Here is a 15,207-nt window from a genome sequence, read left to right on the forward strand (position 1 = left end):
AATTAATAGAATTATTCTGTGTTGTCGATGATTTTTGCCAAAAATATATGCCACGATTTGAGCAACATCTGATAAATATTTCAAGTAAGACCAGAAGAAAACCATGCAGCATGAGCATGTCAGAAATTATGACTATTGTAATTCATTATCATCAATCAAATTACCGAAATTTTAAAAGTTACTACTTGTTCGTGTTGCAGAAAAATTTACACCCCTATTTTCCAAGCTTGGTGAGTTACAGCAGAATGACAGAACTAATGTCTTCTTGTCTGGTACCCTTAATGGCCTTTTGCCACCATCAAACAAAAACACCCACTGGAATTTACTTTGTAGATTCAACACCAATAGAGGTGTGCAATGTAAAAAGAGCAAGCCAGAACAAGGTCTTTAAGGGTTTGGCAGAGAAGTCCAAGTCCACAATGGGATGGTATTTCGGCTTTAAGCTTCATTTGATAGTCAATGACAAAGGCGAATTAATGGCTTTTAAAATAACATCAAGCCGAACTGATGACCGATTTGTCGTTCCTAATTTGAGCGAAAATCTGTTTGGTAAAATGATTGGCGATAAAGGTTATATTTCTCAAAATTTAACTGACAAATTGGCTGAGCGAGGATTACAACTCCTTACTAAAGCCAGGAAAAACATGAAACAAAAAGTACTCAATACATTTGATAAAGCTTTGCTTAGAAAAAGAGCCATTGTTGAGTCAGTTATCGATCAATTGAAAAATATTTCCAATATTGAACATTCAAGGCATCGCTCTATATTCAATTTTATGGTCAATATATTGGCCGGTTTAGCTGCTTATGCACTTAAACCAAAGAAGCCCTCTTTAAATATTCAACGATCTTTTATGGCTGTTGTTTGAGCAGTTATATCGAATTCACGTTATTCACGTTTGGTGTCAGCTATGGTGAACATTCAGAGGTAGTCCATAAAAAAAACCAGCTCAAAGAACTGGATGATAAAATCAATAAACTAAAGCAGGTATTAACCCATGCCCATGACAAACAAACCGTTCTTACCCAAGAATTAAGCCATATTGAAAAAAGCATTGGCCAAGGAGTGAAAAACCTGCAATTGATTCAACAAACGATAACCAACAAACAACAGAACATTCAAGAATTACAACGTGAAATCGATCAATTAAGTAATCAATTACGCGATCAACAACAGTTGCTTGCCAAGCATATACGCACTCGTTATCGCATAGGAGTATATCAACCATTAAAATGGTTATTAAATCAAGAAAATCCCTACCTGGTTAGCCGTCTTTTAACGTTTTATCAATACCTAATAAAATCCCGCGAAGAAGCCATTCACCAAGTGCGGCAAACCAAAAAGCAGCTTGCACTCGACCAAGATAAATTAAATCAAGAAATGGCCGCTCAGAAACACCTTCAGCAACAATTAGTATTCAATCAACAAAAACTGAGTCAGGAAAAGCATTACCAGACAAATCTGATTCATTCATTACAACAAGAAATTCACAGTAAACAACAGGCCTTGCAAGACCACCAGACTAATAAGGAAAACCTGACTCGGCTTCTTGCTTCGCTTGTCCAAAAAAGCATGATGCAAAATCAAGTGCCCTTTGCAAGGCTGCGGCACAAATTGCCAAAACCAGTAACGATTGAACATAAATCTTTGCAAAAAATAAATCAAGGCATCATATTTTTTGCCCAAGAAGGTACGCCAGTTAAAGCAGTCTATCCCGGAAAAGTTCTTTTCAGTGATTGGCTAAAAGGGTATGGTCTTTTGTTAATTGTTGATCATGGTCAGGGATTTATGACCTTATATGCACATAATCAATCTTTATTCAAACAAAAGGGTGAAATGGTTGGCCAAGGAGAACAAATTGCTACGGTTGGTCATAGCGGTGGACTTATACAAAACGGTCTATACTTTGAAGTAAGACAACGTGGAAAAGCAGTTCCTCCGCTTGAATGGTTGTCTTGATTATTTCTCTGGCACGTAAATTGCGGTAGATGTAGAAGAATAACAACAATAAGAAAGCAAACAAACGGCCAAAGAAGCCGAGCTTTCAAGGAGAATCCTATGTCTAAGAAACGATTGTATGCTAAAACTGTGGTAACCTTGCTAGTGACCGTCATGGCTTTTCCTACACAAATCTTGGCTGCAGAAGAAGAAAATGAACAAACGACTCAGCGAATTCCAATGGAAGATGTTCAACGCTTTTCGAACGCCATCGGTCAGATAAAAAAATATTACGTCAAGCCGACCGATGATAAAGAATTGTTTGATAATGCCATACGCGGCATGTTAAGTGGTCTTGATCCCCATTCAACCTATCTCGATGAAGAAGATTTTAAAGAATTACAAACCGCAACCACCGGTGAATTTGGCGGTCTTGGGATTGAGGTCACCATGGAAGAAGGCCTCGTAAAAGTTGTTACTCCCCTGGTAGACACCCCTGCCTATAAAGCAGGCATAAAAGCAGGTGATTACATCGTTAAACTAGGTACACAACCCGTACAAGGCATGGAACTTAAGGATGCCGTTAACTTGATGCGGGGAAAGCCGGGAAGCACCATTGATTTAACCATCCTGCGTAAAGGGGAAAACAAGCCTTTAAATTTCACGCTTGTACGCGAAAAAATCCTCGTTAAAAGTGTAAAAAGCAAATTGCTTGATAAAAAATACGGCTACATTCGTCTTACTCAATTTCAAGCTCTAACAGGAAAAGACATGCAGCAGGCTATTGCCCAGTTGCAACAAGAATCAGGAGGAAAATTAAAAGGTCTGGTACTTGATTTACGTAATAATCCGGGGGGATTGCTGGATTCGGCCATTCAAGTCTCAGATGCATTTATTAATAATGATAAAAAAGGTGAAGAGGAAATAATTGTTTATACAGAAGGCCGTTTGCCTGGTTCAAAATTCACTGCCATTGCCAATCCAGGAGACATTCTTCACAATGCGCCAATCGTTGTTTTAATTAATAATGGTTCGGCATCTGCTTCAGAAATTGTTGCCGGAGCGCTTAAAGATAATAAGCGTGCAATCATCGTGGGAACAAAAAGTTTTGGAAAAGGGTCTGTACAAACCGTGTTGCCTCTCGACAACAAACGCGGCATCAAATTAACAACAGCGCTGTACTACACTCCGTCTGGCACATCCATTCAAGCTCAGGGCATCACACCTGATATCGTTATCGAAGAAGTCTCCATTGCCAAAGCCGAGAATGAAGATAAATTTTCTGGATTTAGTGAAGCGGATCTAAATGGACATCTTCTTAACGGCAATGACGCCGATCACAAAAAATCAAATCTTGAACAAGCCACCTCTCAAGACGAACACAATTTAATCCGTGAGGATTATCAGCTGTATGCCGCTTTGACGATCTTGAAAGGATTATCTGTCGCCCATCGTTAATGGTTTTACGATGTTTCATGCCAAGGAAATCTCATGATTCCTTTGGCATGAACAGAGTAAAATCATCATTTAATCATATTATATTTGTGTCATTTCCGCGCAGGCGGAAATCCATCTTGCACACGAAGTCATAACGCATCATAAGCAATAGATTTCTACCCGCGCAGAAATGACAAGTTTTTAGTCACTTTATGAAGGCGTTTGTTGATCAAAATGCTATGATCTTTCATCTTGGCTAAAGACTCCGACTATGAGATAATTGCAAAAATTTTATTCAGAATATTCTTGCATGCGCCTTAATATCTTTTTTTTGTTTTTTCGTTCTTTTTTCAAACAAATGTAATCGCAGATATCCATCACCACGTTCATGACATCCAAACCGACCCTAATGCCTTGTACGCCTTTTTTAAAGAAATGCCTAAGGGGGGAGAATTACATTATCATCTTGCTGGTGGAGCGTATCCGGAAGCCATGTTAAACCTGGCTCAAAAACACGGTTATTGCCTGGACACAAAGTCATTTTCCATTCTTAAATCCACAGAACTCTGCAAAGGAATAATGGCCAGCGATCTCCTTTCCCAGCCTTGGGTGTATGAACAAACCATTCGAGCCTGGTCGATGAAAGATTTTATTCCCGGAAAAGAATCCGCCCACGATCATTTCTTTTCCAGTTTTTACAAATTCATGCCCATAGTGGCTGATTTCCGCCCACAATTATTGGCTGAAATTATGCAACGAGCAGCCAATCAGCACGAGCTTTATTTAGAAATCATGATATTGCCGGATAATGCTCAATCAGCCAATTACGGAGCGTTACTCAAAGATATACCGTCCTTAAATGATAAAAAAAGCTTCTTTTATCAAATAAAAAGTTTCTGGATAACAATAAACATACCATCAATGAAAGTCGGCGTATTTTACAACAAGCACGCCACGAATTGCATTGTGACACTCAGCCACAACAACCAGTTTGTAACCTGACGGTAAAATTTCAATATTATATCTTGCGAGAACAACCTTTAGACCAAGTATTCGCTCAAGCGTTAAACGGTTTTATAGCCGCATCGCAATCTCCTGACATCATTGCCATTAATCTTGTACAGGCCGAAGATGGCATTATTTCATTAAGAGATTATCGCCATCAGATGCAAATTATAAATTTTTTACATGAAACCTACCCCAACGTACATATTGCCTTACATGCTGGAGAATTATCTCCTAAGGCAGTTTCTCCTGATGCATTGAACTTTCATATTCATGATGCCGTCTTCACTGGCAAAGCTGAGCGAATTGGCCATGGGGTCGATATTGCTTACGAAAATAATGCGGAAATACTCATGAACCATATGGCCAAGAAACCCATAGCCGTTGAAATCAATTTGACCAGTAATCAGGAAATTCTCAATATTTCAGGAGTAAATCATCCCCTGCGCTACTATCTTTTGCATCAGGTACCTGTCGTTCTCTCGACAGATGATGAAGGAATATTGCGAACCGACTTAACTCGGCAATACGTTGAAGCCGTCTTACATCATGGGCTTGATTATCAAACCATTAAAACAATCAATCGCAACGCCTTGACCTACAGCTTTTTGCCAGGAAATAGCTTATGGAGCAATGCAAACCAAGGCATCCCTGTTAAAGTCTGCTTAAACTTAAATAGTCAAGCATGCAAATCTTTCATTAAAGATAATGAAAAAGCGCGATTACAATGGCAGCTTGAAACTCAGTTGCTTGCTTTTGAAAAGCAATACAACGCCACTAGGAATTAAAAACAAACTAACCACTTCCATCATCCCAGCAAAGTATGCTTATCGACAAGTTATAACAGATAACGTATTATCGTTATAACTTCACCCATACCCACATGGCCAATAGTATTTGGAGTAAAATACCATGATAGCCGAACCTTATTCGGCCTCTCTTGTAAGCCGATTGCCTATTGCTGAGAAACAACATATTCCCCAAACTTATTATCGTTCAAAACTATTTATTGCTACGTCGGCAACCAACCCGCTTGTTGCTGCTGCAAGCCCACTGTTGTCTTTAATGGAAAGACTTTGCATCAGTCCTACACTGCCGCCAATCGACCAAATTCGCGATAATATTGAACATGAACTGTATGCTTTTCATGGTCGTCTGCTTGGGCAGGATTATGCTGAAGAGCTGGTTGCTGTTGCCCAATATCTTTTAAGTGCTACGATTGATGAATTATTGGGTAAAAATTATGTTAGGCTTTATGGACAACCCGCTGAATTTAAAGCCTTTACCCCCTCATCTCATGAAGACATCGGCCCTCAACGCCGTTTTTTTGATATTGTCTACCACATTAAAGAACGTGCAACCCAATATCTTGATTTACTTGAATTAGCCTATTATTGTCTAATTGCCGGATTTGAAGGAGAGCAACACCTTCGTCCCGATGGCAGGCACGTTCTTGATAATTTAATTGAAGAACTCTATCAGTTAATTCAACAGCATCGTGTAAGCAAGCCGCATCGGCTTTTTAGAGAACAAACGCCTTCGATGCCAGAGCCAATCAATCATAAACCGTTTGTGACAGGAATCCTGCTTGCTGCGGGAATATTAACCATCGTATATTTAGCAAGCCACACCTTGCTTGAATATAAAGCGAAAACCGTTCTGTATGAACATACTGTACTTGCCAATATGGATAGTTGATGGATAAATCATTACTTGCATTATGCAACGCATTAAAAAAATTATTCTACAATTAAAACCCCGAAATAATGCGCTTTCATTTTTACTGCTTACCGGAAAAATAAGCCAGGGAAAAACAACGCTTATGCGTCAAAGCCAGCTTCAACATTATCCTGTTGAAAGTGAGCGAGGTGCCGATATTTATTTTAACCAACATGGCATTATTGTTGATCTCGGGGAGTCTTGGCTAAATCAAAACAAGAGCTTATTACAACACACGTTAAAACAATTAAATCGCTGTCATCAAGCATTAAAAATCAGTGGTATTCTAATATGCATTGATATTAATGAATTATTTAATTCAGAACCCACGCAGTTTATAGAACAAAATCAAGCACATGCCGACTTGTTAAAGCGCTTTGGCCTCAGTCTTGGGTACAAAGTCGATGTGGCCATTTTATTTACCAAACTCGATGCATTAGCAGGTTTTTGCGAGTTTTTTCATTACGAACACGAGAGTAACTTAAAAAAACCTCTCGGTTTTTCTCTCTATCATACCACACAACAAGACAAGATGATTGCGGCCTATAGAAAGCAATTTGATCAATTGATTGAAATGTTAGGACAACAAGTCATCAGTAAAATGCATCCGGCCCGTTCAAGCCTTAAACGTACTTTAATACGGGAGTTTCCCTTACAACTAGCCAGTTTAGGTGTAGCAATCCAGTCGCTCTTACAACACTTGCCATTAAATTTCTTTCATTTGCAGGCTTTATATTTCACCAGTGCAAAACAAGGTGGTATCAGCCAGGATCGGCTGAATAAAAAAATTCAGCATGAATATGCCTTAACTGTTCAAGATAAATTTCACCAATCGATTAATTATCGTCCCTACTTTATTGAAGGTGCTATACAGACGTTTCAAGAACAAACCAAACGTCATTTGCCTTATGTGACTATCTCACAAAAATGGGTAGTAGGACTATTATCCGGGACTGCTGGTCTATCTTTGCTATGGCTCGGGCATCACCATATAAAATCTTCCCATTTACTTGACGCAGCAAGCAAAGAGTTGCTCATGTATGAAACAATATCCACTCAGGGCAATAATACCGCACCAGCATTGTTTCATTTGACTCAAGCCTCCACTGCATTAGACGGTATTACAGGAGATTCTTTATCGTTACCTACAATACAACACTTGAAAACGCAATTACGTTTAAACACTCAAAAATACCTACAGGGAAACTTTTTGCCAACGCTTCTTGCCGAAATTGAGCAAACCATGATGGACGCAGGACAAACACATGAAGCCCGTTATCAAGCATTAAAAATCTATCTCATGCTGGGTGATCCACAAAAATATTCACAAGCGGAAGTGATGACTTGGTTTCAGCACCATTGGCAGGCTGATTCTCCGGAACATAGGCAAAAAAAATTGGCATTAATGGAAACTATATTACGTCAACCCCTGCAGCCCATCGCCATTAATCAGCAAATGGTCAGTGACGTGCGTAATTATTTAAACGCTTTACCAGCAGGTTATTTATATTACTCGCTTGCTAAAAAGACTTTTCCTCAAGAAAAGCAAACGATTACAATTGAAGGGTTTCAACTTGCCAATCAGGAAGTCCCTGCCTATTTTACCAAGACAGGCTTTTCGCTGGTAATTCAACAGCTCGCTACTACAAGTCAACAACTACAAAATGAAAACTGGGTTTTAGCTCGTCAGGATTTGAATAATCTACCGTCTATTTTACAACAAGCCTACTGTTACGAATACGTCGCTTGGTGGCAAAATTTCATTCGCAGATCTGGCCCATTGCATTTTCAAGATTATCAGCAAGCACGGCAACTTGCGCAGCAATTACATCAATCAAACGCTATTAATAATCTTGTCCATTTTATTCAACAGCAAACCAGTCCGGAATTTGGTGATAATTCAACGCTTTTTAATCAAGAAGTAGCTAGCCAATTCACACAACTTAATTTACTAAGTCAATCGACAACCCAAGATTTGACAATAAATTTCCAGGAATTAGAAAAATTCATGGCCACCTTATCCGTTATTAATGATCAGGGAAAAACGGCATTTACCCTCACTAAGGCACGATTTCTTGGGGATACCCTAACAAACCCACTCAGTACTCTATATACTCGGGCACAACAACTGCCAGAACCTGTCTCATCATGGGTAAATCAAGTGGCAGATGATGCATGGTTTATTCTTATTAAAGACAGCAAAGCTCATATAAATCAGCAATGGCGAGAGAGCGTCTTGCAAATTTATCAAACACAGATCGCACAACATTATCCATTTGATGCGACACAAAGCCAGGAAGTGACGATTACCGACTTTGATCATTTCTTTGCAACGCATGGCATTCTTAATGGGTTTCTAGAGTTTTATTTAAAACCCTTTTTAGATACTTCCCATCCTCAATGGCAACCAAAAGAATTAAACCATTATGTACTTCCTATTGCTGCCGAGACGATTAACGAGCTGATTCGTGCAAACATTATTACCAACATGTTCTTCCCAGAACAAGGTGAAAAAAGTAATATTGAATTTAGCTTGCAAAAAGTCAGTCTGGATCCAGTCGTTTCCAGTTTTCAACTCATGCTGGGTCATACTCGCTTATACGACGATCAAAATTCAGAATCTTTTGTACGTTTCTCCTGGCCACAGTCCGATGTAAAACTTAAGTTAAATTCCATTGAAGGCAAACAATATGAATTGGAAGAAACAGGACCTTGGGCATTCTTTAAAATATTACAAAAAGTAAATGTCCTTGTGGATGAACAAGATAGCTCCAGTTTACAAATTCTGTTTGAAGTGAATGGTAATTCTGGCCGCTATGTTCTCAAGACACAAAATCAGATTAATCCATTTACTCCAGGAGTATTAAATGGATTTACCTTGCCTGAAGTCATTGTTTAATAAAAACTTCATGCCAACCTGATTATTTTGGTTTAGGGAAAGGCGCAAACATTTTTCGGGGCACAGAATGTCCACCTAGAGTACATGAACGCCGTAAAGCGTTTACAACGCAGCAATAAAGCTAAAAGACAGCGCCGCCCAATCCTGGAAACGAGGGGACATAGCCAGGTGGCATTTCGTGTTCGGAACTAGATTGCCTTTTGGGCATCAAATACTGATTTAAATAAGCGGTCACCTGATTTATTTCTTGACTGATACCAGGTCCGCTGGCATCAACGTAGTAAGGATGAAAGACGTATCGTGTTGTTCGATAACGGATCCCATCGACATCAGTATATTCAGAAGGCTCCATGATTTTCTCTCGAGTAACAGGATGTATTCCATTTCCGCGAGTTCCTGTGTTACCAACCATCGCCATTTTTAATGCAGATTTATCAAAAATATGCGCAGCTGCAGGAACAGGAAGCCATTGACCATCTTTTTGATATTGCTTAACCAACAAAATGGTATCATCTCGTTCTGGACGGTCAGCGAGTATACTGCAATTATCAGTTTCCAGACGCTGAAGATTTTTATAGCGCTCAACCATCGCCTTAATTTGAACGTCGTCCGCTTTTTCAAGCATAGCCAGCTGTTCTGAAGACAATGGAGGAAGTTGTTCGGATTTTAGAGCTCGAACATCTGCGGTTGACATTTCCAGAGCGTTAAATTGTTCTTCAGTCATGGGTTGACGCGCGGCATTGGTTGCCTGCTCCCCCAGTTGTTCTAAAATTCTTTGAAAATCTACACCCTCTGCGCCTGGCAGCGCAGCGCTCTCAAAAGCATGACTTAACATGGATGAAAAGCCATCATTCCAGCCATTTCTCGCGCCATCAATCGGTGATTTAATTAGAGTGAAAAGTGCACTAATCAAAAACGCTGCTGGTAATAAACCGGCAGTAAGTCCTATGAGTGCACTAGCCGCTAACATACCGCCAAAGGTTGCTCCCACCCAGCCCATGGAAGGAAACAGAGAATGCAAGAAAGATCCTGCGACTACAGACAGTATAGGAATTGCAATAAATGCAACAACGCTAATGAATAAAAATGAAATCGATAATCGCCAAAGTCTCGCCATTGGATATAAAACAGCTCCCACCCCAGCAGAAATTAATTTTCCTGTATATAAGGAAACTCCATTAAATCCGTTTCTTAAGTGCTGTGAAATTCGACTCATTAGTGGATAACCCGGCTTTAAATTTGCTCGGATTATCGCATATTTGAACAAAAACACAATACACAATATTACTCAATGTTGCATTGGTAATCTGCTCAACAATATACCTATATAAAGACATGCCCGCCTAGGTGGACATAATGAACTTTATCATGTACAAAGTTTATTTGATTGGAAGGCTTTTGCTGTTTGGATCACGGGCATAGGCGTCCAGAATATCCCTCACTAATTCATCAACAACACCCGCCTTAACTTCATCCTCTATCAACCCCCCTGCTTCTTTCAGAGAATCCAGACGGGCAGAAAGTTCTTTTGTCACTGTCCCACTAGGAAATAAAGATGCAAGAAAACGCCTTGCTTCTGCCGGTCCAAGATGGCGATAAAGCTTGTTTCGAACCGTCGCGTCTTCCGCTGTAGTACTAAATGCCCATAATTCAATAGGACCAAGGGTTAATGTCAGTAACTGCACGTTAACACCTTGCTTGGTTGCAAACTGCGCCAGAAAGGTAGCTCCTCCTTGTCTTGGGCCATGCACACGGGTACGCAAAGCAGTTTTGGCAGTTTCCGATAATCCAAAAATCTTAGACGTTTTCTCAATCGCCTGAGCGGGCCCTGCATCCATAATATAAATGGACGTAGCAAATTCAATCATGACGGGATCAAAATCGTCCACGGACTGCGACAAGAGAGAAATTTGTACTTTCCATTTTCTACCCTCCCGCATGTCAATGATCACTTGCTCGCGTACTGAAGCAGATTTGGAAGTTCGATGAAATTCGTCATAGACAATTCGTTTAGGATCTTCACGAATTTCAGAAATACGATCCGCATGATAGGATTGATACTGCTCAGGGATATTCCCCATGCTTTCTTCTGTTAAATAATAATGACGAGCAAGTACATAGCGGGCTAACATATACATGACCGACGTTTGACGATCAGCAGCATCCCCGCCACTTTTAGCCACTTCATCCAAATCCAGTGAAACCACACGGGCATCACCAATATCAAAAGCCGTCACCCGTGATAATATAGGATATTCGCGCACGGCCCCCGATACCATTCTTGAAAAAGAGCTAATGAGAGATTCACCAGTAGGTGCTGTAATTTTGCCATATAAATCTTCAATAGAAGGAGTACGACAAATGGATGCTGCATCAGCAAGCAACGGCATCGCATAGCGTTGAGCCAGCATGGCTTCATGCACAAACCCCGCTGAATAAAGCGCATCTGTTACTTCCCACCACGTTGATTTGGAATCACGCACAAAGCCAATTTCTTCCAAAATACTGTCAATGAATTCTTCTATGCCGGGAGAATAAGGCGTTGGATTAAAATCATCGGAAAACGATTTATATAATTCATCAACCACCATACCATTCAAATCCGCCATACCATCATATGGTTTGCTGGCACCAAGTGGTGTTGTCAATAAGGTTAAAAAATTAACTAAAAAAGAACGCTCCAGTGCCGTTGGAAACCGACACCCGAGCTGGGTATCAAACGGATTAATAGAGTATTCCGGTGTCATGCGTATTCGGTGATACGCCACTAGATGACGCTTGGAAGCAGGCAATGCTTCTTTTAGCAGTGAAATCAGACCACTACTGGAAGGACCAATATCAATGATAGCAATACGAGGTAAGCGTGTGAGACCAGCAGATAAACATAATGCCAAATTTTGTGCATTTGATAATACGGACTTACCCGAACCCGGACGAGCATACACCAAATCAATCCAAGTAGTTTGCTGAGAGGATCCAGGCTGGAATGGCCAGGGTTTCCCATCGGGAGAACGGTATAATAAAGCACCCGTTTGCCAAGGAGAAGCCGGTCTGGTGATTGGCAGCATGACAATCACATCTGAAAGCGGGGCAACAGCAGGCACTGCAGAACTTGCCGTTGTGGCAGCAAGCATGCTGGATACAAATCCTGCAAAAGGATCACCACAAATCTCGGATACATCGGTGGAACCCCATCCTTCAATGGCTTTCACCAACTCCGAACTGCGACGTCGCAATAATGGTATATTCCCTTCTGGTGCCCATGTGGTGGCAACCACACGCAGACGAATAAGCGCTTCGTCCGTGTTAACTTGCAAATATTTTAATAAGTTAACCGAATCACTGATCAATCGATTTTGCGCTGAAGAAAAGCTCAAAATTGATGCCAATAATCCTTTCAGCTTCATGGTCTCCAACCCTTCGCTTTCCAGCAAAAATGAAATTCGCCAAGGGATATGGGTGGGCAAAATACGAGAAAAAAGCATAAGAAAAGGCCGAATATCTTTAGGAAAAAGATCGATATAAGCCGAGGAATAAATTTTATTGCCAACCTGAACCGTTCTTCTGTCCAGAATTTCTGCATCTCGTGGGATCACTTGCTTTGCCAACGATGGCCATAATAAATCAGACGCATCACCTTCAAAGCTGTTGACTTCTCTGACTCGAATTTTATCGCCAGGAAGTGTCGCTCTCCAATCATCGGCAGTAAAATCAGGATCCGCAGTCATTCTGATTGCATGGATAGCTTCATGAACATCTAGGAGCTTTGCCATCACATTGAGCTGTTCAAGATCATTTTGAACCGCACGCACGTATGCACTGTGCGTGTCACGTAGCTCGGGGATGGCTGCATAAATGGTTTGCGAATTTTTAAAGGCTGGAAACTTTTTTTCCTGAATCATTTTAAGCTTGGCTTTATTGGCAGCCTTTAATTGATCGCCAGGTAAATTAAACGGTCTTGTCATTAAAACAAAATAAACACATTCTTCAGCGCAATATTGTGATAAAAAATTAACCCTTTCATTAAATAAGTCCTCAAGAGAAAGCTCCAAACGCTTTTCCGTCGCTTCGGCCGGAGCATAAATATCTCGAATCACTTTTTGGATATTTTGTTTATCATGACTAAAATAAACTTGCAAAGCATGGCCCGGACGTCCCATAGCCGCTTGAAATGAATTGGTTAATCCCTCGACAAGCATTTCAAATTCATCCGCCCCGGCAAGTGTCGTCACTCCTTCAATCTGTAAAATAGAAATAAGAGTGCCATCATGATTAACCAAAACGGTCGGACTATCTGCTGTTTCCAGTTCACAATAGGATTCCGTCGTTTGCTTTAATGACGTGCTTAACCAGGCAAAAAAGGTATCTACGCTTTCAAAAAAAGAATCTGCCCACTTCCCCATTCCATATCCCCAAATTGATACCATTAAATCATCATGATTGCTGTGAAAACGTACCGTTTATTTTTCTGCAATTTCTTCCAAAGCACTCGCGGCCCAATGCTCAATTTGCTTGCGAAATTTAGCTCTGGAAGGCAGTAATCGAATATTGTTAAATATTTTAACCGATACTTCATCGGCTATATGGCCAGAATCAATTAACAGATGCCCAAAAATAGCCGGGTCACTGGTTCCCTCTCCATATTTTTCCTCAACGACCTGAGATCGAAATTTAAAACTGCGGTAGATGGTTTGAGCACTATTTTTATATCCAGTGTCATTCGTGATGGCACAAAATAAAACATGGCACAGACTGTTTAGTTCAGACTGACTTAGTTCAGGCAGATACACTAATGTCCCCCCCCCATATCCCCCCACACCAACAGATTCAATAAAAAAGCACTGGGAACAAAAACAACAAGCAGTTACCAAATTTGCCAGTCTATTGTTATTGTAATTACCATCCAAATTAATAACATCTTGATAAAGCCTTGCCTGAAAACCGCAAAATTGACAGGTATAGCGATCACGCTGAAAGACTTTCTGTTCGAATGATTTAAAACGGGGATCTGCCTTTCTTGCAGAATATAGGCGCCAAGAGCCTGGACTAGCGATCAATTTTAATTCGCAGCGCTCCTGCTTACTCATCATGTAATTTAACTCACCAATTATCCAGTTATTGACCTAAGGAAATAAAATTCCGGGGAAAGAAATACATTCTATCCCCGGAGTAACTAGGATTACTCACCAGTATAAGTAACACCACCAGGACCAGCTGTTTTAGCACCAGCCCCAAACATGGTTCCGCCTGTGACTGAAAGCAATGTTGGTAAAAACAGCAGTGCTGCCGCTATTAATACCAATGCAATTGGCGTACCAATAGGTATTTGAGTCGGGTTATCTTTATGTTGCTTAAACTTCATGATAGCACCGATGGAGAAAGCAAGACCTGCAAGATAAGATCCCCCTGTAATTAATTTACCAACTCTTGCGAAGGAATCCGTTATTGTTGAAGCCATTGCTCCTACCGACGTAGCTGCCGCTGCGGCCACATCGGCAAACAGCGCCAGACCCAAAAAAGCGAAGCAAAGAATTGCCCACTTGTACAATTGACAATTTAGAGTATTTTTCACAGTTATTTCCCCCTTGATGATATTACAATTTTAACCATATAAAGTATTATTAACCACTTGCAGTGTTCCTACAATATTCATTGCAAGAATTCCACCAAATACATGCATCATTCCTTTGCCAGTACCTCCGGGCGGTTGTCCCTGAGAGGCAGAGCGAGCAATCAAAATCCAGCCGCGGATAAAAGCAATTAAGCCAACCGTCCGAATGATAATGGCCAACGGCTGGCCAACCACACTATCTGGCCCAAATAAGAAATCCAAAGTCTGGTTGCTGGTATTAATTGGCGCGTATGCCAATACATTAGTATAACCAAAGGTACTATTCAAAAATATTTCAAAGGCCGTGGGAAAATAAATAAATATGCCGGCAACCAAAAGATACGTTAATGGCTCCTTTATACTCGCGTTGGATGACATCATCGTCCGCGCTTCCCCATACACCTTTAAACTATATATGGCTTTAAATGCAAAAGACAATCCTATTAAATAAGCGGCACCTGTAAGCATACTTTGAACAGGCACCATATTATTAGCAATATTAACTAATATATTGGCATTATCAGTAACCCAGCCCCAGTTCCAATCAGCCATAAACTACCTCAGCTATCGCTTTGACTGAACCTAATAATCTGACCA

Annotated in this window: 10 protein-coding genes and 1 pseudogene; 6 read left to right on the forward strand and 5 right to left on the reverse strand. The window is 40.5% G+C overall.

The features are described 5' to 3' along the window. The first annotated feature begins 47 nt into the window (after nt 1-47). The 6 genes and pseudogenes from LOA_RS10510 (at nt 48) to icmF (ending at nt 8,999) form a co-directional block, all read left to right on the forward strand. The gene (locus tag LOA_RS10510) at nt 48-869 is read left to right on the forward strand and encodes an IS982 family transposase (RefSeq protein ID WP_237758065.1); all 822 of its coding nucleotides are present in this window, start codon (nt 48-50) and stop codon (nt 867-869) included. Next, nucleotides 866-1,960, forward strand: a complete 1,095-nt coding sequence (locus LOA_RS10515; RefSeq protein WP_025386306.1) for a murein hydrolase activator EnvC family protein — start codon at nt 866-868, stop codon at nt 1,958-1,960. The genes LOA_RS10510 and LOA_RS10515 overlap by 4 nt, the downstream gene beginning before the upstream one ends. 99 nt (nt 1,961-2,059) lie before the next feature. Further along, entirely contained in the window at nt 2,060-3,397 is a 1,338-nt protein-coding gene (locus tag LOA_RS10520) for a S41 family peptidase (RefSeq protein WP_025386307.1), read from the forward strand. 342 nt (nt 3,398-3,739) lie between these two features. After that, a pseudogene (locus LOA_RS16275) lies at nt 3,740-5,169 on the forward strand (adenosine deaminase family protein). A 124-nt stretch (nt 5,170-5,293) separates the two neighbouring features. Then, nucleotides 5,294-6,079: a type IVB secretion system protein IcmH/DotU gene (gene icmH, locus LOA_RS10530; protein ID WP_025386308.1), complete on the forward strand. Its 786-nt coding sequence runs from the start codon at nt 5,294-5,296 to the stop codon at nt 6,077-6,079. Nucleotides 6,080-6,101: 22 nt separating this feature from the next. Beyond that, nucleotides 6,102-8,999, forward strand: coding sequence for a type IVB secretion system protein IcmF (gene icmF / locus LOA_RS10535; RefSeq protein ID WP_202961880.1), 2,898 nt, complete (start codon nt 6,102-6,104; stop codon nt 8,997-8,999). A 121-nt stretch (nt 9,000-9,120) separates the two neighbouring features. On the opposite strand, the gene LOA_RS10540 is transcribed toward icmF, so the two are convergent. The 5 genes from LOA_RS10540 to LOA_RS10565 form a co-directional block, all read right to left on the reverse strand. Beyond that, nucleotides 9,121-10,215, reverse strand: a complete 1,095-nt coding sequence (locus LOA_RS10540; RefSeq protein ID WP_147370129.1) for a CvpA family protein — start codon at nt 10,213-10,215, stop codon at nt 9,121-9,123. A 163-nt stretch (nt 10,216-10,378) separates the two neighbouring features. Next, nucleotides 10,379-13,402, reverse strand: a complete 3,024-nt coding sequence (locus LOA_RS10550; protein WP_025386311.1) for a type IV secretion protein IcmB — start codon at nt 13,400-13,402, stop codon at nt 10,379-10,381. 57 nt (nt 13,403-13,459) lie between these two features. Continuing rightward, nucleotides 13,460-14,089 (reverse strand): type IVB secretion system protein IcmJDotN, encoded by a 630-nt coding sequence (gene icmJ, locus LOA_RS10555; protein ID WP_025386312.1) that lies wholly within the window; start codon nt 14,087-14,089, stop codon nt 13,460-13,462. Between the two features lie 89 nt (nt 14,090-14,178). Beyond that, the gene (locus LOA_RS10560; protein ID WP_420324038.1) at nt 14,179-14,571 is read right to left on the reverse strand and encodes a type IV secretion protein IcmD; all 393 of its coding nucleotides are present in this window, start codon (nt 14,569-14,571) and stop codon (nt 14,179-14,181) included. Nucleotides 14,572-14,601: 30 nt separating this feature from the next. Beyond that, nucleotides 14,602-15,162 carry a hypothetical protein gene (locus tag LOA_RS10565; protein ID WP_025386314.1) on the reverse strand — a complete coding sequence of 187 codons (561 nt, stop codon included), beginning with the start codon at nt 15,160-15,162 and terminating at the stop codon, nt 14,602-14,604. Nucleotides 15,163-15,207 lie beyond the last annotated feature (45 nt).

It is taken from the genome of Legionella oakridgensis ATCC 33761 = DSM 21215 (assembly GCF_000512355.1).
GTDB lineage: Bacteria > Pseudomonadota > Gammaproteobacteria > Legionellales > Legionellaceae > Legionella_A > Legionella_A oakridgensis.

What these genes read in the sequence shown, in the direction of transcription:
- LOA_RS10520 (WP_025386307.1), top strand. Translation starts at nt 2,060, where the DNA reads ATGTCTAAGAAACGATTGTATGCTAAAACTGTGGTAACCTTGCTAGTG.
- LOA_RS10540 (WP_147370129.1), bottom strand. Translation starts at nt 10,215, where the DNA reads ATGAGTCGAATTTCACAGCACTTAAGAAACGGATTTAATGGAGTTTCC.
- icmH (WP_025386308.1), top strand. Translation starts at nt 5,294, where the DNA reads ATGATAGCCGAACCTTATTCGGCCTCTCTTGTAAGCCGATTGCCTATT.
- icmJ (WP_025386312.1), bottom strand. Translation starts at nt 14,089, where the DNA reads ATGATGAGTAAGCAGGAGCGCTGCGAATTAAAATTGATCGCTAGTCCA.
- LOA_RS10510 (WP_237758065.1), top strand. Translation starts at nt 48, where the DNA reads ATGCCACGATTTGAGCAACATCTGATAAATATTTCAAGTAAGACCAGA.
- LOA_RS10565 (WP_025386314.1), bottom strand. Translation starts at nt 15,162, where the DNA reads ATGGCTGATTGGAACTGGGGCTGGGTTACTGATAATGCCAATATATTA.
- icmF (WP_202961880.1), top strand. Translation starts at nt 6,102, where the DNA reads ATGCAACGCATTAAAAAAATTATTCTACAATTAAAACCCCGAAATAAT.
- LOA_RS10550 (WP_025386311.1), bottom strand. Translation starts at nt 13,402, where the DNA reads ATGGGGAAGTGGGCAGATTCTTTTTTTGAAAGCGTAGATACCTTTTTT.